15 protein-coding genes are annotated in these 18099 nt (G+C 63.2%); 7 read left to right on the forward strand and 8 right to left on the reverse strand.

Going from position 1 to position 18099, the window contains the following annotated elements; genetic code table 11:
• Window positions 1-21: 21 nt before the first annotated feature.
• The 7 genes from miaB to MOK15_RS03550 form a co-directional block, all read right to left on the reverse strand.
• Window positions 22-1371 carry a tRNA (N6-isopentenyl adenosine(37)-C2)-methylthiotransferase MiaB gene (gene miaB / locus MOK15_RS03520; RefSeq protein WP_242930341.1) on the reverse strand — a complete coding sequence of 450 codons (1350 nt, stop codon included), beginning with the start codon at window positions 1369-1371 and terminating at the stop codon, window positions 22-24.
• A 9-nt stretch (window positions 1372-1380) separates the two neighbouring features.
• Window positions 1381-2154 (reverse strand): lysophospholipid acyltransferase family protein, encoded by a 774-nt coding sequence (locus tag MOK15_RS03525; RefSeq protein WP_242930342.1) that lies wholly within the window; start codon window positions 2152-2154, stop codon window positions 1381-1383.
• 6 nt (window positions 2155-2160) lie between these two features.
• Window positions 2161-2583: a Fur family transcriptional regulator gene (locus tag MOK15_RS03530; protein WP_242930343.1), complete on the reverse strand. Its 423-nt coding sequence runs from the start codon at window positions 2581-2583 to the stop codon at window positions 2161-2163.
• 124 nt (window positions 2584-2707) lie between these two features.
• Window positions 2708-3130, reverse strand: coding sequence for a MucR family transcriptional regulator (locus MOK15_RS03535; RefSeq protein WP_242930344.1), 423 nt, complete (start codon window positions 3128-3130; stop codon window positions 2708-2710).
• Window positions 3131-3244: 114 nt separating this feature from the next.
• Window positions 3245-3724 (reverse strand): GNAT family N-acetyltransferase, encoded by a 480-nt coding sequence (locus tag MOK15_RS03540; RefSeq protein WP_242930345.1) that lies wholly within the window; start codon window positions 3722-3724, stop codon window positions 3245-3247.
• Window positions 3721-4347 (reverse strand): tRNA (adenosine(37)-N6)-threonylcarbamoyltransferase complex dimerization subunit type 1 TsaB, encoded by a 627-nt coding sequence (gene tsaB, locus MOK15_RS03545; RefSeq protein WP_242930346.1) that lies wholly within the window; start codon window positions 4345-4347, stop codon window positions 3721-3723. The genes MOK15_RS03540 and tsaB overlap by 4 nt, the downstream gene beginning before the upstream one ends.
• 85 nt (window positions 4348-4432) lie before the next feature.
• Window positions 4433-5008, reverse strand: a complete 576-nt coding sequence (locus MOK15_RS03550; RefSeq protein WP_242932615.1) for a NifU family protein — start codon at window positions 5006-5008, stop codon at window positions 4433-4435.
• Window positions 5009-5355: 347 nt separating this feature from the next.
• Between MOK15_RS03550 and MOK15_RS03555 the strand changes: the two genes are divergently transcribed.
• The 3 genes from MOK15_RS03555 to MOK15_RS03565 all read left to right on the forward strand — a co-directional run bounded on the left by MOK15_RS03555 (window position 5356) and on the right by MOK15_RS03565 (window position 10981).
• Window positions 5356-6738 carry a DEAD/DEAH box helicase gene (locus tag MOK15_RS03555; RefSeq protein WP_242930347.1) on the forward strand — a complete coding sequence of 461 codons (1383 nt, stop codon included), beginning with the start codon at window positions 5356-5358 and terminating at the stop codon, window positions 6736-6738.
• 131 nt (window positions 6739-6869) lie between these two features.
• Window positions 6870-9758, forward strand: coding sequence for a M16 family metallopeptidase (locus tag MOK15_RS03560; protein ID WP_242930348.1), 2889 nt, complete (start codon window positions 6870-6872; stop codon window positions 9756-9758).
• A gap of 98 nt (window positions 9759-9856) precedes the next feature.
• Window positions 9857-10981, forward strand: a complete 1125-nt coding sequence (locus tag MOK15_RS03565; protein ID WP_242930349.1) for a glycosyltransferase family 1 protein — start codon at window positions 9857-9859, stop codon at window positions 10979-10981.
• 6 nt (window positions 10982-10987) lie between these two features.
• On the opposite strand, the gene MOK15_RS03570 is transcribed toward MOK15_RS03565, so the two are convergent.
• The gene (locus MOK15_RS03570; RefSeq protein WP_242930350.1) at window positions 10988-11578 is read right to left on the reverse strand and encodes a TetR/AcrR family transcriptional regulator; all 591 of its coding nucleotides are present in this window, start codon (window positions 11576-11578) and stop codon (window positions 10988-10990) included.
• Window positions 11579-11697: 119 nt separating this feature from the next.
• Here MOK15_RS03570 and MOK15_RS03575 point away from each other — a divergent pair, with 119 nt between their 5' ends.
• From MOK15_RS03575 to MOK15_RS03590, 4 genes are all read left to right on the forward strand, one after another.
• Window positions 11698-12879: an efflux RND transporter periplasmic adaptor subunit gene (locus tag MOK15_RS03575; protein ID WP_242930351.1), complete on the forward strand. Its 1182-nt coding sequence runs from the start codon at window positions 11698-11700 to the stop codon at window positions 12877-12879.
• 3 nt (window positions 12880-12882) lie between these two features.
• A complete protein-coding gene (locus tag MOK15_RS03580; RefSeq protein WP_242930352.1) occupies window positions 12883-16056 on the forward strand; it encodes an efflux RND transporter permease subunit in 3174 nt (1057 codons plus the stop codon).
• 5 nt (window positions 16057-16061) lie between these two features.
• Entirely contained in the window at window positions 16062-17474 is a 1413-nt protein-coding gene (locus MOK15_RS03585; protein ID WP_242930353.1) for an efflux transporter outer membrane subunit, read from the forward strand.
• 80 nt (window positions 17475-17554) lie between these two features.
• Entirely contained in the window at window positions 17555-18046 is a 492-nt protein-coding gene (locus MOK15_RS03590) for a methylated-DNA--[protein]-cysteine S-methyltransferase (protein ID WP_242930354.1), read from the forward strand.
• The last annotated feature ends 53 nt before the right edge of the window (window positions 18047-18099 follow it).

Raw genomic sequence — 18099 nt, forward strand, 5'->3', positions numbered from 1 at the left:
CGGGAACGACGTTGAGTAGGTTCAAGCGGCTTTCCTCCTGCTGAGTTCGCCGGCCAGGCTGTTCGGGCCGGCGCTGATGATATCGACGTCGATCATATCGCCGATGGCCAGTTCCGGCGCGGTCACGACGACCGACTGGAGCCAGGGCGACTTGCCGATGAGCTGGCCGGGGTGACGGCCCTTGCGCTCAAGCAGAATGTCGGTGGTGCGGCCGACGGTGGCGGCGTTGAACGTCACCTGATGCTGGTTGATGAGAGCCTGGAGACGGGCGAGCCGTTCGTCCATGACCTCGGCCGGGATCTGGTGATCCATGTCGGCGGCGGGAGTGCCGGGGCGCGGGCTATATTTGAAGCTGTAGCATTGCGCATAACGCACTTGGTCGACGATCTTCAAAGTATCTTCGAACTCGGCGTCGCTCTCACCGGGGAAGCCGACGATGAAGTCGCCGGACAGGGCGATGTCCGGCCGCGCTTCCCGCACCCGTTCGATGATGCGCAGATAGCTGTCGACGCTGTGGCTGCGGTTCATGGCCTTGAGGATTCGGTCATTGCCCGACTGCACCGGCAGATGGAGGAAGGGCATCAGCTTGGGTTCGTCGCCATGGGCGGCGATCAGGCCGTCGCTCATGTCGTTGGGATGGCTGGTGGTGTAGCGGATGCGCTTGAGGTCCGAAATTTTCGCCAGTTCGCGGGCGAGGCCGTCCATGCCCTGCGTGCGGCCCTTGTCATCCTCGCCGGTCCAGGCGTTGACATTCTGACCCAGCAGCGTGATTTCCCGCACGCCGCCATCGACCAGCGCCTTCGCCTCGTCCAGGATCGCGCTCCATGAACGGCTGATTTCCGCGCCGCGCGTATAGGGCACCACGCAATAGGTGCAGAATTTGTCGCAGCCTTCCATGATGGTGAGGAAGGCGGTGGGCCGCGCCTGCCTGGTACGGGCGGGCAGGGCGCCGAACTTCGACGCCAGCGGCATGTCGGTGTCGACCGCCTCCTCGCCGCGCCCGGCCTTGTCGATCAGGTCGGGCAGGCGGTGATAGGCCTGCGGGCCGACGACGATGTCGACATTGCGTGCGCGGCGCTGGATCTCGCCGCCTTCGGCCTGGGCGACGCAGCCGGCGACGGCGATCATCGGGCGGGTGCCGTCCTCGCGGGTCAGGCGGCCAATGTCCGAATAGACCTTGTCCACCGCCTTTTCGCGGATGTGGCAGGTGTTGAGGATGACCAGATCGGCCTCCGCGCCCTCCGCAGCAGGGGTCATGCCGCGCGTGCCCAGCATCTCGGCCATGCGCTCGCCATCATAGACGTTCATCTGGCAGCCGAAGGATTTGACGTGGAAAGTCGCTGGAGTCTTTTGGGCGTCGTTACGATTCATGCTGTCCAGCTATACAGGGGGCAACGCCGAAGCGGAAGGGCGCTGATGGGTGGCGATATCGTGCCTGGCCATGCTTTGCGCGATCCGTTCGTGCGCGATGGCGGCGATGGCCTTGCGATCAGCGCAGGTGGTGGGGTCGAACGGCTCCAGGAAGCGCAGCGTGACATTCACCACGCCCTGACGGCCCAGCACGCGCCGGGCATTGGCGCCGGCGGCTTCATCGCCCTGCCAGGCAATGTCGTCGCAGGCTGCGCCATAATCGATATGCACCGGCTGGATCATCATCGCGCGGGGCGGAGGCAGCAGGACCGACAGCAGCGACGGCTTGAACGGCAGGAGCGAGTGTCCATCGCCGGTGGTCCCCTCTGGGAAGAGGGCGACGGGCTGATGCCCCGACAGGGCGGCGCGCAGCGCTTCAAGCTGCACCGTCAGTGCGCCCCGCTTTTCGCGTGAGACGAACAAGGTGTTGTTCTGGGCCGCCAACCAGCCGATGACTGGCCAGCGCGCCACATCGTCCTTGGAAACGAAGGCGGCACCTGTCGCGCCGCCCAGCGCCAATATGTCAATCCAGCTTACATGATTGGCTAGCAGGAACATGTCGCCGCGCGGCGTGCGTCCTTCTGTTCGCACGCGCGCGCCGACTGATCGTGCGGCAAGCGCCAGGAAGCGGCGCGGCCATGGGGAAGGGCGGCGCACCAGCCGCCAGCATAGATGGGGGATCAGGCAGACCAGCAGGCTGCCGGCCAGCGCACCGATCCGCAACAGGCGACGGGCACCGGCCAAGGTCGATCAGTTCTTGCGGTCGAGCGCGACGCCGTAAAGTTCCATGCGATGGTCGACCAAGCGGAAACCGAGCTTTTCGGCGATCAGTTTTTGCAGTTGTTCCAGTTCCGGATCAACGAATTCGATCACATTGCCCGTCTCGACATCGATCAGATGATCGTGGTGCGACTCAGGTGCTGCTTCGTAACGGGCGCGGCCGTCGCCGAAATCATGGCGTTCCAATATGCCCGCTTCCTCGAACAGGCGCACGGTGCGGTAGACCGTCGCGATCGAGATACCGGGATCGATCGCGGCGGCGCGCTTGTGCAATTCCTCAACATCGGGATGGTCAGTAGCGTCGCTCAACACCTGGGCGATCACCCGGCGCTGTTCGGTAATGCGCAACCCTTTCTCGTGGCAGAGGGCTTCGACGTCGATTTTGCGGTTCATGCAGGCTCGCTTAATGGCTTCTTGCGAAAAGTCGAGCAAAGCCTAGCGACTTTTCCCCAAACAGGAAAGGGGCGCATCAGCGACGCGCCCCTTTCCGTGATAGACTTTCAGTCAATGTGGTCGATTATTTACCACGAGGCCGGCGGCGCTTGGTGCCCAGACCGATTTTCTTGGCCAGGCTGCGACGCTGTTCGGCATAATTGGGGGCGACCATCGGATAATCGGCGGGCAAGCCCCACTTGGCGCGATAATCGTCCGGCGTCATCTGATAATGGGTCATCAGGTGCCGCTTCAGCATCTTCAGCTTCTTACCGTCTTCCAGGCAGATGATGAAATCCGGCTTGATCGAAGAGCGAACCGAAACTGCGGGTTCCGGCTTTACTTCCGGAACGGCGACTGGCTGGTTCAGCGCGGCCAGGGCTGTGTGAACATTGTGGATCAGCGAAGACACGTCCGAAACAGCAACACTGTTGTTGGACACATGCGCAGCGACAATATCCGAGGTCAAAGTAATGAGCAGTTCGCTCTGAGCTGATTCGGTTTCCATTTTCACGTTTCCTACAAGGCTTTATTATGGTGCGACCCGCCCGAGGAATGCATGTTTCAGGAGCGGTGGCGCATCGCTAGACCTTGTTGCGTGATTTCGCAAGACCTGAATCTGTCACATTCCTATATCTATGCGAAAACTTAGCGCGTCATATAGTTGACCATCATTACCGCGATAGTAACCAGGGCGACGGTGGACATATTCGAAGCCGGATTTCTCATACAGATGAATAGCATTGTTACTGGCCCGTACTTCAAGATTCATCGATATGATGCCCTTGCGGCGCGCTGTAATGAAGCTGTTACGTAACAGCGTTTCGCCGATGCCACGTCCCCGCCAGAGCGGGGCGACAGCCAGCAGCAGCAACTCGCATTCGTCCAGCACCGACCGGACGAGGGCGAAGCCGAGCGGGGTCGCGTCCAGGCGTGCAATCGTCAGCCAGGTGCCGGGCATCATCATGACGCCGGCCAATTGCGGCAGCGTCCAGGCCTCGCCAAAGACGGGATCGAAGGCTGCGCTCATGACCTCCATCGTATCGGCCAGTGCGTTGCGATCCGTGTCTTCGTAAATGTCGAGATGAAGATTGGGGATCATGAAGCGGCGCGCTCCGCCATGGTCTTCGCATCGGCTCCGCGGCCGTAGATTGGTGTCGGCCGCAACGGGGGGAGGTGCGCTATTAGGGGATAATCGCTCGCGTCAGGGTAAAGGGTCAGGGCCGTCCCATGGCCGCGCGTCGTGACTAATGCTTCGGCGCCTGTTCCGAATATGGTCCGGGCTTCGATCTGCCGGGCGAGGTCGGCGATCGGGGTCGAGGCGACTGCGCTGGTAGCCGAAAGGCCGTCGGCGGCAAAGCTCTGCCAGAAAAGTTCGCCATGTCCGCCTGTGATGGCGATTATCAGCGGCTCTTGCCGATGCAGTTGCGCCGCGCGGGCGGCGATCAGGGACGGGGCGCTGTAGCCATGGAGGGGGATGTTCCAGGCGAGAGCAAGCGCGCGGGCGGCGGCGATGCCGATGCGCACGCCGGTAAAGCTGCCTGGGCCGACATCGACCGCGATGGCGTCGGCGCGCCCGCCGTCGGGGAGCGCGGCGATGGCGGGCAACAGGGCTTCGGCATGGCCGCGCCCGACAATGTCGTGAAATCGGCCGATCGGCGCGCCGTCATCCAGCAGCGCCACGGACAGGGCCTGTGTCGCAGTGTCGATCACCAGCAGGCGCAAGCAAGACTCCCTCAAGCGGCCGCAAAATGCGGATTCGCCTAGCGGTTAGTCGATCCGTCCGGATTTGCCAAATCGAAGACGCGGTTCAGACCGCGCGTACTTCGGTGACTTCGGGGACATAATGTTTGAGTAGCTGCTCGATGCCGTTCTTAAGCGTGGCGGTCGAGGATGGGCAGCCCGAACAGGCGCCCTGCATCTTGAGGTAGACGGTGCCCTTGTCGAAACCGCGATAGATGATGTCGCCACCGTCATTGGCGACCGCCGGGCGGACGCGGGTGTCGATAAGTTCACGGATCTGCTCGACAATCTCGGCATCCTCCGGATCGTCGGCGAAATCTTCATCCTCGGTCGGGACGCTGATGCCTGCCGCGCTGCCGGGGGCGAAGAGCGGCATGTTGGCGGAAAAATGCTCCAGCAAGGTGGCGAGTATGTCGGGCTTGACGTCGGACCATTCCGCGCCGGGCGCGATCGTCACCGATATGAAGTCGCTGCCGAAAAACACGCCGGTCACATCGCCCAGGCCGAACAGCGCGTCCGCGAGTGGGGAGGCTTCGGCTTCCTCCGGCGTTGCGAAATCGCGCGTGCCCGTTCCCATGACCGCGCGGCCGGGGAGGAATTTGATGGTCGCCGGATTGGGCGTCAGTTCGGTTTCGATCAGCATGGCGTCCATGTGGCGATTGGCGCGGCCAAGATCAAGGCGGGAACGGAACTTGCGGGAGGAGAGGCCCAAATCATGTTGCCGGGATGGCCGCTTGCTTTTTGCGTGCATCTGCATCATATGCGCCGCAACGCAGCAGATGGGCCGTGATGGCCCCATAGCGATTGGCAGCGTGATCGTCCGCAACCTTGGTAGCTGAACCAGCCGCCAAAGGACCACGGACCGGCCAATGACAGTCTGCGTCAAGCTTGAGGCTTCCCTTTTCACGCGGGTCGTTTCGTAACCCGCCTCGCGCCCTTCCTGCGTCCGCAGAGCAAGTTGGCGCCATGGCCGACTTGTGAGTTTTTTATATGCAATTCAATGAACTTGGTCTCTCCGAGCCCATTTTGAAGGCGCTCGCCGCCAAAAATTACGCCACCCCGACGCCGATCCAGCAGAAGGCGATCCCCGTTCTGCTGGAAGGACGCGACCTGTGCGGCATCGCCCAGACCGGCACCGGCAAGACCGCTGCCTTCGCGCTGCCCAGCCTTGATTATTTTGCGCGCAATCCGAAGGTTACGCCGGCCAAGGGCTGCCGGATGCTGGTGCTGTCGCCCACGCGCGAACTCGCGGCGCAGATTGCGCAGAGCTTCCGCGACTATGGCCGCTTCATGAAGCTGTCGGTCGAAACCGTGTTCGGCGGCGTGCCGATCAACAAGCAGATCCGTGCCCTGTCGGCCGGCGTCGACATCGTCGTCGCCACGCCGGGCCGCCTGCTCGACCTGATCGACCAGCGCGCCTTCACCATTCGCGATACGGAAATCTTCGTCCTCGACGAAGCCGACCAGATGATGGACATGGGCTTCATCCATCCGCTGCGCCGCATCGCCAAGCTGCTGCCGCAGCAGCGCCAGAACCTGTTCTTCTCGGCCACCATGCCGAAAGAGATCGAGGCGCTGGCCGGGCAGTTTCTGAACGACCCGATCAAGGTCAGCGTCGCGCCGCAATCGACCACGGCCGAGCGCGTGCGCCAGCAGGCGACCTTCGTCAACCAGGCGGAAAAGCAGGCGCTGCTGCATATTGTGCTGAAGAATGAGGATATCGACCGCGCGCTGATCTTCACCCGGACCAAGCATGGTGCCGATCGCGTCGTGCGGTTTCTGGAAGGGGCGGGCATCGACGCCTTCGCCATTCACGGCAACAAGAGCCAGGGTCAGCGCACTACCGCGCTCCAGGCATTCCGCCAGGGCAAGGTGAAGCTGCTGGTCGCGACCGACATCGCTGCGCGCGGCATTGATGTGTCGGGCGTGTCCCACGTCATCAACTTCGAAATCCCGAACGTGCCGGAGCAATATGTCCACCGCATCGGCCGCACCGCGCGCGCCGGGGCGGAGGGCGTCGCGATCAGCTTCGTGGCGGATGACGAGCGGCCTTATCTGAAGGCCATCGAGAAGGCGACTCGCGTGAAGCTGGAGATCGAGCCGCTGCCGGAGAATTTCCTGGAAGCCGTCCGCAACCTTCCCAAGCCTGCCGCGCCGCGCAAAGGGCCGAGCCAGTCCCCGGCGCAGCAGGCCAAGCGCGCCGATGGGCAGCGCCGCTACCAGGATCAGCAAAAGTCGCAGCGCGGCGCACCCGACAGGGCGCATCGCGGTGAAGGCGACGGAGCGGGCAAGGCGGCGCCGGGCCGCCGCCGGCGCCGTGGTGGCGTGGGTGCGCACAAGGGCGCCGTGCAGCGCACCGGCGCGCCGCGCTGATTAATGTACGGGCGCAATCGAGAAGCGTTTCTCGATTGCGCCCGATACGCATGAGGGCTTTGGGGCTATCGCGCCCCATGACCATCTTTGTCAGTGGCCATTCAGGAAAATGCCGTTAGGCTCCTGCGCCTATGCATTTTTCTTTCCGCCGTCCGGCCGCTTCGTCCATCATTCTTGCCCTGCTCCTGTCGGGTTCCCCGCTGCCGCTGGCCGCGAGGACCGAGCCGGTCGCCGTGTCGGCGGCGGGCGCGAACCAGGCGCAGGTAAGGCCCTGGCTCTACGAGAATAGCGATGTGCCGATCGATACGGCGTGGCGTTTCGGCACGCTGCCCAACGGTTTGCGCTATGCCATCCGCCGCAATGGCGTGCCGCCGGGGCAGGTGTCGGTCCGGCTGCGGATCGATGCCGGATCGCTGATGGAGCGGGAAGATGAGCAGGGCTATGCGCATTATATGGAGCATCTCTCCATGCGCGGCTCCCGCCATGTTCCCGATGGCGAATCCAAGCGTATCTGGCAGCGGCTGGGCGTCACCTTCGGCAGCGACAGCAATGCGCAGACGACGCCCACCGGCACGACCTATGCGCTAGATCTGCCGCAGGCGACGCCGGCCACGCTGGGCGAAAGCATGAAGATATTGGCCGGCATGATGACGGACCCCAATATCGTCGACAGCTCGGTCGATGCCGAGCGTGCGGTGGTGCTGGCCGAAAAGCGCGAAAGCGACGGGCCGCAAAGCCGCATCTCCGACGCCAGCCGCCAGCATTTCTTCGCCGGTCAACCATTGGCGGAACATGCGCCGATCGGCACGGTCGCGACGCTGAACGCGGCGACGGCGGCAAAGCTGGAGGCTTTCCATCAGCGCTGGTATCGTCCCGAAAATACCGTGATCGCCATTTCGGGCGATATCGATCCGGCGCTTGCCGAGCAGATCATCAAGGATGATTTCGCCAGTTGGACGGTGCCGGGCAAGGGTGCGGCGATCCCCGATTTCGGCGCGCCCGATCCAAAATCGCCCGCGACGCGCGTGCTGGTGGAACCCGGTGCTCCCATTGGACTGACCATGGCCTGGCTACGGCCGTGGACGCCCCATGCGGATACCATCGTCTACAACCAGGACAAGCTGACCGATGTGCTGGCGCTCCAGATCATCAGCCGCCGTTTCGAACAGGCCGCGCGTGCGGGCGGCAGCTTCCTCCAGGCCAGCGCGGATCAGCAGGATGTCAGCCGATCGGCCGACGGCACCTTCCTGACCATCATCCCCAGCGGCGATAATTGGGAAAAGGCGCTGGCCGATGTGCGCGCCATCGTGGAGGACGCCAAGGCCACGCCGCCCAGCCAGGCGGAAATCGACCGCGAATATGCGCAGATGGATATGGCGCTCGCCATCCAGGTCGAAAATGCGCCGACCGAGGCCGGCGCCAAGCAGGCGAGCGATCTGGTCAGCGCGGTCGACATTCGCGAAACGACGGTCAGCCCGCAGGCGGCGGTCGATATCTTCCGTGCGGGCAAGCCGGCCATGACGCCGACCAAGATATTGGAATCGACCCGGCGTCTCTTTTCGGCCGGCGTGTTTCGCGCTCTGCTCGTGACCGGGAAGGTCGAGCCGGGCGTCGATGCGAAGCTGGCGGCTGCCGTCGCCGCGCCGGTGAAGGCGGCGACCAACGCGCGTCTGGCGGACAAGCCGGTGACGATGGACGACCTACCTAAGCTGGGTGCGCCAGGCACGGTGGTATCGCGCGCGCCGGTCGGCCTGCCGGGCATGGAGACGATCAGCTTCTCCAATGGAGTCAAATTGACCCTGTTCGCCAATGATGTGGAGCCGGAAAAGGTCCGCATCAACGTGCGTTTCGGTCATGGCCAGCAGGATTTTTCGCCCACCAGGCCCGTGGCAAGCTGGGCGGGAGACTATGCGCTGGTGGCGAGCGGCATAGGCAAGTTGGGGCAGCGCGAACTGGACGAATTGACCATCGGCCGGCGCATGGGCCTGGATTTTGGTATCGATGACGATGCGTTTGAATTGCAGGCGATCACGCGCCCGGCGGACTATAAGGATCAATTGCGGTTGTTCGCGGCAAAGCTGGCCGCGCCCGGCTGGGACCCTGCGCCGATCAGTCGGGTGAAGACGGGCGCGATCGTCGCCTATGACGCCATGTCGCAATCGCCCGACGCCGTGCTGGGGCGCGACCTAAACTGGCTGCTGCACGACAAGGACGTCCGTTTCCGTACGCCATCGCGCCCGGAGATCGAGGCGTTGACGCCGCAGGCGTTCCGGGCGACCTGGGAACCGGTGCTGGCGTCCGGGCCGATCGAGATCCAGATTTTCGGCCAGGTCCAGGCGGCGGACGCGATCAGCGCGGTGGCGGCGACCTTCGGCGCGCTGCCCGCGCGTCCCGACGTTCCGGTGCCTGCCGTCAACAAGGTCATGCGCTTCCCCGCCCATGTAGAAGCGCCCGTCATCCTGCGGCACAAGGGGGACAAGGATCAGGCCGCCGCCGTCCTGGCCTGGCCGACATCGGGCGGCTTTGCCTTGCAGAAGGTAGGTCGGCAGCTCGAAATCCTGACCCAGATCTTCAACGATCGCTTGTTCGACAAGCTGCGGTCCACCGAAGGCGCGGCCTATTCGCCCAGCGTCCAGAATAACTGGCCTTTCTCCTATGACAGCGGCGGCTACATCCTTGTCACCAGTCAGGTCCGGCCTGACCGGATCGCCTATTTCTATGATGTGGTGAAGAGCACGGCGGCGGACCTGGTGAAAAACCCGGTCAGCGCGGATGAACTGCAACGCGCGGTCGCGCCGATGCAGCAGTTGCTGATGCGCGCGAGCACTGGCAACGCCTTCTGGATGAACCAGATGGAGGGAGCGACGCACGATCCCCGCTATGTTCAGGCGATGCAGAATATGTCCAAGGATATGCTGAGCGTGACACCGGCGGATCTGCAGGCGTTGGCCACAAAATATCTGGTGCCGGGCAAGAGCTGGTCGGCGATCGTCCTGCCGGAGGGTGTTGCGGCGAAATAAGCCATGGCAGTGTCTTTTCGCTTGCCCAGTCGGCGGGGGGAACGCTACCCGCCGCTTTACACAGGGCGGAGACAAAGACGAATGACGGACGGGGTGCGATGAGCCTGCGGGTCATATTGTCTGTCGAGGCGCTTGAGCCCCGGCTGTCGGGCATTGGGCGCTATAGCTGGGAACTGGCGCAGCGTCTTCCGTTCATCGAGGACGTGCACAACGTCCGCTATTATCGAAACGGCGAGTGGATCGCCGATCCGGCCCTGTTGCTGGATCCCGCTGGCATTCCGCTCTGGGGCAACAAGCAGTTACGCTGGTTACGCAAGCGGAACAAATGGGCGCTGCGGTTGCGTGACGCTGTGGTCATGCGGGGGCATATGTTCCACGGTCCCAATTATTTCCTGCCCGCCGCTGCGGCCGGTGGCGTCATCACCGTCCACGATCTCTCCATCTTTCGCTTTCCCGAAACCCATCCGGCCGACCGGCTGCGCCAGTTCGAACGCTATTTCCGCCTGTCGGTCGACAGGGCTGGCCATATCATCACCGATAGCGAGACGACGCGCACGGAAGTGGCGGATTTTCTGGGGTTCGACATGGCGAAGGTCACTGCCGTTCCGCTGGCGGCAAGCCCGGCCTTTCATCCGCGCTCGGCCGATGAGGTGGCCCCTACGCTCGCGCGCTATAATCTGGTTCCCCAGGGTTACGCTCTGTGCGTATCCACCGTGGAACCACGCAAGCGTATCACCGAATTGCTTCATGCCTGGGAAAATCTGCCGCCTGCGGTGCGTAATCGCTGGCCGCTGATGGTGACGGGCGGGGCGGGGTGGCTCAGCGAAGCCGTGCGCGATCTTATGGACAAGGGCGCTCGGCAGGGGTGGGTCCGCTATCTCGGCTTCGTGCCGGAGGAAGACCTGCCGCCACTATATGCGGGGGCGGCGCTGTTCGTCTATCCGTCCGTCTATGAAGGGTTCGGCCTGCCGCCTGTGGAAGCGATGGCGAGCGGTGTGCCGGTGGTGGTGGCCAATGCTTCCTGCCTGCCTGAAGTCACTGGTGGCGCCGCAATGCTGGTGCAACCCGAAGACGTAAGCGATTTTTCGCGCCGATTGGAGCAGGCGCTGCTCGATGCGTCGTGGCGGCAGGCGGCGGTGGAAAAGGGACTGGGTGTGGCCGGTGACTATAGCTGGGATCGCTGTGCCACCGAAACGGTGGCCGCGTATCAGCGGTTGGGATAAGGCCCGTCAATCAACGGCCTTGAGGCCTGCGACGATCATCTGTGCAGCGCGCCTGGCGGCGCATTCGGCGGTCAATTTCGGTCGCGACAGGGTGCGATGCCCAAAACCGAACATGCTGGCGAGAATCAATTCTTCCGCAGCTTCAAGCGCTTCGCCGGAGAGGTAGGGATTGGCGGTGCAGGCGAAATCACGCACATAGGCGCGAAAGCCAATACATAGATCGCCGATCGTTTTTCCAACGACTTCATTGCGAAATGACTCGGCCAATATGTCGAAGGACAATGCCTCGTCCTTTTCACTGCCGGCGCCGTGAAGCAGTATCTGTTCAAATGTCTGCTCGATGCTGATCTGGCCCGCGTCCAATTGGGATCGTAGCGCGGCCATGTGGGTTGTCCAGTCATCGGCGTCGGTCCGGACTATGGCCTCGATAATATCCTCCTTGTCCTTGAACAGGCGATAAATCTGCCCCACCGAAACCTGCGCAGCGGCGGCGAGATGCGCCATCGAGGTCTGGTGGAAACCCTTTGTAGCGAAAAGGTCACGCGCGGTGGCCAATATGCGAATTCGGCCGTCGTTTTTTTGTTGCGCTGCAACCATTTTCTACCCCTTGGCTTTTTTTGCGCCTTGAATATTCTGTGGCATGATCCTACGTCCCGAGCAAGCGGAATGAACGTTCATTCCGTCCATTTGATTCAAATCGAAACGGAATTCAGGCGATGCAAAAGGGGATTTTCACCGGATTGCTGACGTGCGCGTCGGCCTTGGCGCTGAGCGCGTGCGGCGAAAGCCAGCCGCCTGCGCCACCGCCTCCAGCCGTGGGCGTGGTGACGTTGAAAACCGAGTCGGCGCCGCTGCTCAACGAGCTTCCGGGCCGCATCGCGGCGGTCGAAACCGCGGAAGTCCGGCCGCAAATCAGCGGCGTCATTCGCCGTCGCCTGTTTGCCGAAGGGGGGTATGTCCGTGCCGGACAGACCCTCTATGAAATCGATGATGCGCCCTATCGTGCTGCACTTGCACAGGCGCAAGGCTCCCTGGCGCGCGCCAATGCGGCGATCGCTTCGACCAGCTTGCAGGCGCAGCGCTACAAAGACCTTGTGGGGATGAACGCTGTCAGCCGACAGGACTATGATAATGCCGTTGCGTCGGCGCAGCAGGCCCGTGCTGATGTTGCGGCGCAGCGTGGTGCGGTGCAGGCGGCGCAGGTGAATCAGAATTTCACTCGTATCAGCGCCCCTATTTCGGGCCGGATCGGCCGCTCGCTCTTCACGCCCGGCGCGCTGGTTCAGGCGGGGCAGGCCGATGCTTTGGCGACGATCCAGCGCACCGACACCGTTTACGTCGACGTGACCCAGTCCGCGGCGCAGGTCATCGACCTCAAGCAGGCGATTAAGAATGGCGGGGTGAGTGGAGGAGACGGGGCACGCATCCAGTTGCTGCTGCCCAATGGCAGCACCTATCCGATTGAGGGCCGCCTGCAATTTTCCGAGGTGACGGTTGACCAGACTTCCGGCGCCGTGACGTTGCGCGCGACTTTCCCCAATCCCGACGGGCTGCTCCTGCCGGGCATGTATGTGCGTGCCAAGCTGGTCGAAGGCCAGCGGACCCAGGCGATCCTGGCGCCGCAGCAGGGCATCAGCCGCGATCCGCGCGGCCGGGCGACCGCCATGGTTGTCGGCAAGGACAATAAAGTAGAGATGCGCCAGGTCGAGGTAGACCGCGCGATCGGCGACAAGTGGATCGTCACCAGCGGCCTGAAGGCCGGAGACAGGCTGATCGTCGAAGGGCTTGTCAATCTGCGTCCCGGCACGGTGGTGAAGCCCGGCGCGCCACAGCAAGTCACCGCCACCCAGGGTGGCGCCCCGGATGGTGCGCATGGTGCCCAGGGTGGAGCGAACTAAGCCATGGCCCGCTATTTTATCGATCGGCCCATTTTCGCATGGGTCCTTGCCATCGTCATCATGCTTGCGGGTCTGCTCGCGATCCGGACCCTACCGGTCGCGCAGTTTCCGGAGATCGCCCCGCCTGCGGTGACGATCCAGGCAACCTATCCCGGCGCCAACGCCCAGACTCTGGAAAACACCACCACGCAGATCATCGAGCAGCAGCTCAAGGGCATCGATAATCTGCGCTATTTCTCGTCGACCAGCGATGGTTCGGGAACGCTTAACATCACCCTGACCTTCGAGCAGGGCACCGACCCCGACATCGCGCAGGTGCAGGTGCAGAACAAGCTGGCGCAGGCCACGCCTTTGCTGCCGCAGGAAGTGCAGCAGCAGGGCCTGCGCGTCAGCAAGTCGACTTCCAGCTTCCTGCTCATCATGGCCGTCTATGCCGATGATGGCATTCACGATCAGGAAGATGCCAGCGACTTCATCGCGTCCAGCCTCCAGGACCCGCTCAGCCGCGTGACTGGTGTGGGCGATACCCAGTTGTTCGGCTCGCAATATGCGATGCGCATCTGGCTCGACCCCTATAAGATGGCCAATCTTGGCGTCACCACGGGTGACGTCAAACTGGCGATCTCGGCACAGAACGCGCAGGTTTCGGCCGGTCAGATCGGCGGCGCGCCCTCGCCCAAGGGGCAGGCGCTCAACGCCACCGTCACGGCCCAGTCGCGCCTGCGTACGCCGGAGGAATTTCGTAACATCCGCCTGCGCAGCAACAGCGACGGTTCGGTCGTTCTGCTTTCCGATGTCGGACGGGTCGAACTGGGCGCCGAAAATTATGGTTTCGGCGTGAAGTTCAATGGCCATCCGGCGTCCGGCTTCGCCATCAAGCTGGCGCCCGGCGCGAATGCGCTCGACACTGTCGAGGCGGTGAAGAGCCGTGTCGATCAATTGTCGAAGAATTTCCCAAACTGGGTGAAATATGACTTCCCGGTCGACAATTCGACCTTCGTCAGGCTGTCGGTCGAACAGGTCATCCATACCCTGTTTGAAGCGGTGCTGCTGGTTTTTGTCGTCATGTTCCTGTTCCTGCAGAACTGGCGCGCAACGCTGATCCCCACCATCGCGGTGCCGGTGGTGCTGCTTGGCGCGCTGGCTGTCCTGAGTGTGGCCGGTTTCACCATCAACACGCTGACTCTGTTCGGCATGGTGCTGGCGATCGGTCTGCTGGTCGATGACGCGATCGTCGTCGTGGAGAATGTCGAACGCCTGATCCAGACCGAGGGCCTCAGTCCCAAGGAAGCGGCGAGGAAATCGATGGACGAGATCAGCGGCGCGCTGATCGGCATCGGCCTTGTCCTGTCGGCGGTGTTCCTGCCGATGGCTTTCTTCGGTGGATCGACGGGCGTCATCTTCCGCCAATTCTCCATCACGATCGTCTCCTCGATGATCCTGTCGGTGCTGGTGGCGTTGATCCTGACACCGGCCTTGTGCGCCACGATTCTGAAACCCGCTGCGCACGGACATAGCTGGTCCGGGCCAATCGGTTCGGTGTTCGGCCGCTTCTTCGACTGGTTCAACCGGACTTTTGACAAGGGCGTGGTCCGCTATGGCGAGGGTGTCGAGAAGATCGAGCGTCGCTGGGGCCGGACAATGCTGGCCTATGGCCTGATCGCGATCGGCATGGCCTTCATCTTCCTGCGCCTGCCCAGCGGCTTCCTGCCGGACGAGGATCAGGGCATTATTATCAGCCAGGTGTCGCTGCCGGCCGGGAGCACATTGGAAGAAACCGAACGCGCGCTGACCAAGATGCGCGATCATTTCCTGGTCGATGAGAAGAAGAATATCTCCGCGGTCTTCACCGTATCGGGCTTCGGCTTCGTGGGTCAGGGGCAGAATGTGGGCATCGTGTTCGCCCGCACCAAGGACTGGGCCGACCGCAAGGGCGCGGACAACAGGGTGCCGGCCATCGCCCTCCGCGCCAACATGGCCTTCCAGAAGATTTCGGCGGGCATGGCCTTCGCCTTCGTCCCGCCGGCGGTGCAGGAACTGGGCAATGCGTCCGGTTTCGATTTCCAACTGCTCGATCAGGCCAATCTCGGTCATGAAAAGCTGCTGGAAGCGCGCAACCAACTGCTCGGAATGGCGATGACCGACAAGCGCCTGGCGCAGGTCCGTCCCAACGGGCTAGAGGATACAGCGCAACTCAAGCTGAACGTCGATCAGGCGGCGGCCGGTGCGCTGGGCATCGCCCAATCCGATGTCAACGACACGATCAGCACCAATCTGGGCGGTTCCTACATCAACGACTTCATCGATCGCGATCGTGTGAAGCGGGTCTATGTGCAGGCGGATGCGCCGTTCCGTACATCGCCCGATGCAATCGGCGCCTTCCATGTGCGCGGCAGCAGCGGCGCCATGGCGCCACTTTCCGCCTTCTCCACGACCGAATGGATACAGGGGCCGGCGCGTCTGGAACGTTTCAACGGCGTGCCTTCGATGAACATCCAGGGCGCACCCGCTCCCGGCGTGGCGAGCGGCACCGCGATGAAGGCGATGGAGGAGTTTGCCGCCAAGCTGCCGGCGGGTGTCGGCTATAGCTGGAACGGCATCTCCTATGAGGAGCAGACGTCCGGTGGTCAGGCGCCCTATGTCTATGCGCTCTCGATGCTGATCGTGTTCCTCTGCCTAGCGGCGCTCTATGAAAGCTGGTCGGTGCCGATCGCGGTCATGCTGGTGGTGCCGCTGGGTGTGCTCGGCGCGGTGATTGCCGCCACCCTGGCGGGGCTGAACAACGACATCTATCTGCAGGTGGGCCTTATCACGACCATCGGCGTGTCGGCGAAGAACGCGATCCTGATCGTCGAATTCGCCGAAGAGAAGATGCGCGAGGGCTTGCCGCCGGCAAGGGCGGCGCTGGAGGCGGGCAAGCTGCGTTTGCGGCCGATCCTGATGACCAGCTTCGCCTTCATCTTCGGCGTGCTGCCGCTGGCGGTGTCGACCGGCGCAGGTGCAGGCGGTCAGAATGCGATCGGTTGGGCAGTGGTCGGCGGCATGTTGTCGGCGACGGTGCTGGCGGTCTTCTTCGTCCCCGTCTTCTTCACCGTCGTGAAGCGGCTGTTCCGCGAACATAAGAACCATGAAGCGGCAGACGATACGGCAACGCCCGACGCGCCGCAGGAGGCTTGAACAACATGCGCAACATCAAAGCGCTGGGCGCCGTCACCCTCTCTCTGGCGCTGGCCGCCTGCGACATGGCGCCCAAATATGTCCGGCCGGAGCTGCCGGTGCCCGCCGCCAGCCCGCAGGGAGAGGCCTATGCCGCCGATGGCGCGCAGGGAGCGATCGTGCCGGCGGATACCGGCTGGCGCGATTTCTTCACCGATGCCCGTCTGGCGCGGGTGATCGAAACCGCGCTTGCCAATAATCGCGACCTTCGCCTGGCAGTGGCGAATGTGGCGCAGGCGCGGGCGCAATATCGGGTGCAGCGTGCCGACCTTCTCCCCACGGTCGGCGCCACCGGTACGGCGACCTATTCCGAGCAGCCCCTGGTCCAGTTCGGTCAGGACCAGCGGCTCAACACCGATGTCTATCAGGCGCAGCTCGGCATTTCCGCATGGGAAATCGACCTGTTCGGCCGGGTGCGCAACCTGACCAAGGCGTCGCAGGAGCAATATTTCGCCAGCGTGGAAAACCGCAACGCGGCGCAGACATCGTTGATCGCCGAAACGGCCAATGCATGGCTCAGCATGGCGGCGGACCAGGAACGGTTGCGCATCGCCCGCGACCTGGAGAAGGCGTTCGGCAAGACGCTCGAACTGACCAGGGCGCGTTTCGACAGGGGAGTCGCCTCCGAACTGGAGGTGCGGCAGGCCCAGACCAGCTATGACCAGGCGCGATCGGATATTGCCAATGCCACCACGCTGGTGGCGCAGGATCAGAATGCGCTGAACCTGCTTGCGGGCACCACCGTCCCCTCGGACGACCTGCCGCAGGCTTTTCCGGATGGCAGTGCGACGATCGATAATCTGCCCGCGGACATCGCGTCGGATGTGTTGCTGCGCCGGCCTGACATTGCGTCGGCCGAACATCAGCTACGCGGCGCCAATGCGAATATCGGCGCGGCGCGGGCGGCCTTCTTTCCGAAGATATCGCTGACCGCCGCTTTCGGTGCGACCAGCCTGGGCCTGTCCAACCTGTTCGGGTCGGGGACCGATTTCTGGTCGGTGGCGCCGTCGGCCAACTTACCGATCTTCGATTTCGGCAAGAACAAGGCCAATCTCCGCTACGCCAGGGCGACCTATGACGCCATGCTCGCCACTTATGAGATGAGCGTCCAGACGGGCTTCCGGGAGGTCGCTGATGCGCTCGCCCGCAGGGGTACGATGGGGCAGCAATTGGAAGCGCAGACGTCGCTGCGCGATGCCGCCCGCGTTGCCTATACCTTGTCGGAAGCGCGCTTCCGTGCGGGTGTCGATCCCTTCCTGACCACGCTGGATTCGCAGCGTTCGCTCTATACGGCCGAACAGAGCCTGCTGGCGACGCGGTTGACGCGGGCGAGTAATCTGGTGGAACTGTACCGGGCAATGGGTGGCGGCCTTAAATAGGCCGTCGCTTTGAACGCAAGGAGAGGGAAGCGGTGGCCATCGTTCCGCGTTAAACCGGCGCGGTAATGATGGAGACCGACATGAGCCTTGCCCAGATAATCTTCCAGTCCCCCGTGGGTGCGCTTCCGCTGGTGGCGAGCGATATGGGGCTGGTGGCCATTCTCTGGCCGGACGATAACCCGTCGCGGGTCCGGCTGGGGCGCATGGAAGAACGACCGGACCATCCCGTGCTTGTCGAAGCGCAGGCTCAGCTCACCGCCTATTTTGCCGGGCTGCGCAGCCGGTTCGACCTGCCGCTCGATCCGCGGGGCACTGATTTCCAGCGTAGCGTCTGGACGGCTTTGCTCGACATTCCGTTCGGCGAAACGTGCAGCTATGCGGACATTGCACGCGCCATCGGCCGTCCGTCCGCGGTTCGTGCGGTTGGCGCCGCCAATGGCCGCAATCCGCTTTCGATTGTTGCGCCCTGTCACCGGGTGGTGGGCAGCAATGGCGCGCTGACCGGCTTTGCCGGTGGGCTGGAGGTCAAGCGTTGGCTGCTCGCCCATGAGCAGGCGCATCGGCCGGATTGAATTTCCGGCTGTCCAATGGAGACGCATCGCTTATGGTGGAGGGCTAGATCCTC

It is taken from the genome of Sphingobium sp. BYY-5, from assembly GCF_022758885.1.
Lineage (GTDB): Bacteria > Pseudomonadota > Alphaproteobacteria > Sphingomonadales > Sphingomonadaceae > Sphingobium.

Coding starts and splice junctions, on each gene's coding strand:
- MOK15_RS03550 (WP_242932615.1), bottom strand. CDS start 5,008: ATGCTGATCGAAACCGAACTGACGCCCAATCCGGCGACCATCAAATTC.
- MOK15_RS03540 (WP_242930345.1), bottom strand. CDS start 3,724: ATGATCCCCAATCTTCATCTCGACATTTACGAAGACACGGATCGCAAC.
- miaB (WP_242930341.1), bottom strand. CDS start 1,371: ATGAATCGTAACGACGCCCAAAAGACTCCAGCGACTTTCCACGTCAAA.
- MOK15_RS03575 (WP_242930351.1), top strand. CDS start 11,698: ATGCAAAAGGGGATTTTCACCGGATTGCTGACGTGCGCGTCGGCCTTG.
- MOK15_RS03535 (WP_242930344.1), bottom strand. CDS start 3,130: ATGGAAACCGAATCAGCTCAGAGCGAACTGCTCATTACTTTGACCTCG.
- MOK15_RS03590 (WP_242930354.1), top strand. CDS start 17,555: ATGAGCCTTGCCCAGATAATCTTCCAGTCCCCCGTGGGTGCGCTTCCG.
- MOK15_RS03530 (WP_242930343.1), bottom strand. CDS start 2,583: ATGAACCGCAAAATCGACGTCGAAGCCCTCTGCCACGAGAAAGGGTTG.
- MOK15_RS03580 (WP_242930352.1), top strand. CDS start 12,883: ATGGCCCGCTATTTTATCGATCGGCCCATTTTCGCATGGGTCCTTGCC.
- MOK15_RS03560 (WP_242930348.1), top strand. CDS start 6,870: ATGCATTTTTCTTTCCGCCGTCCGGCCGCTTCGTCCATCATTCTTGCC.
- MOK15_RS03565 (WP_242930349.1), top strand. CDS start 9,857: ATGAGCCTGCGGGTCATATTGTCTGTCGAGGCGCTTGAGCCCCGGCTG.
- MOK15_RS03570 (WP_242930350.1), bottom strand. CDS start 11,578: ATGGTTGCAGCGCAACAAAAAAACGACGGCCGAATTCGCATATTGGCC.
- MOK15_RS03585 (WP_242930353.1), top strand. CDS start 16,062: ATGCGCAACATCAAAGCGCTGGGCGCCGTCACCCTCTCTCTGGCGCTG.
- MOK15_RS03555 (WP_242930347.1), top strand. CDS start 5,356: ATGCAATTCAATGAACTTGGTCTCTCCGAGCCCATTTTGAAGGCGCTC.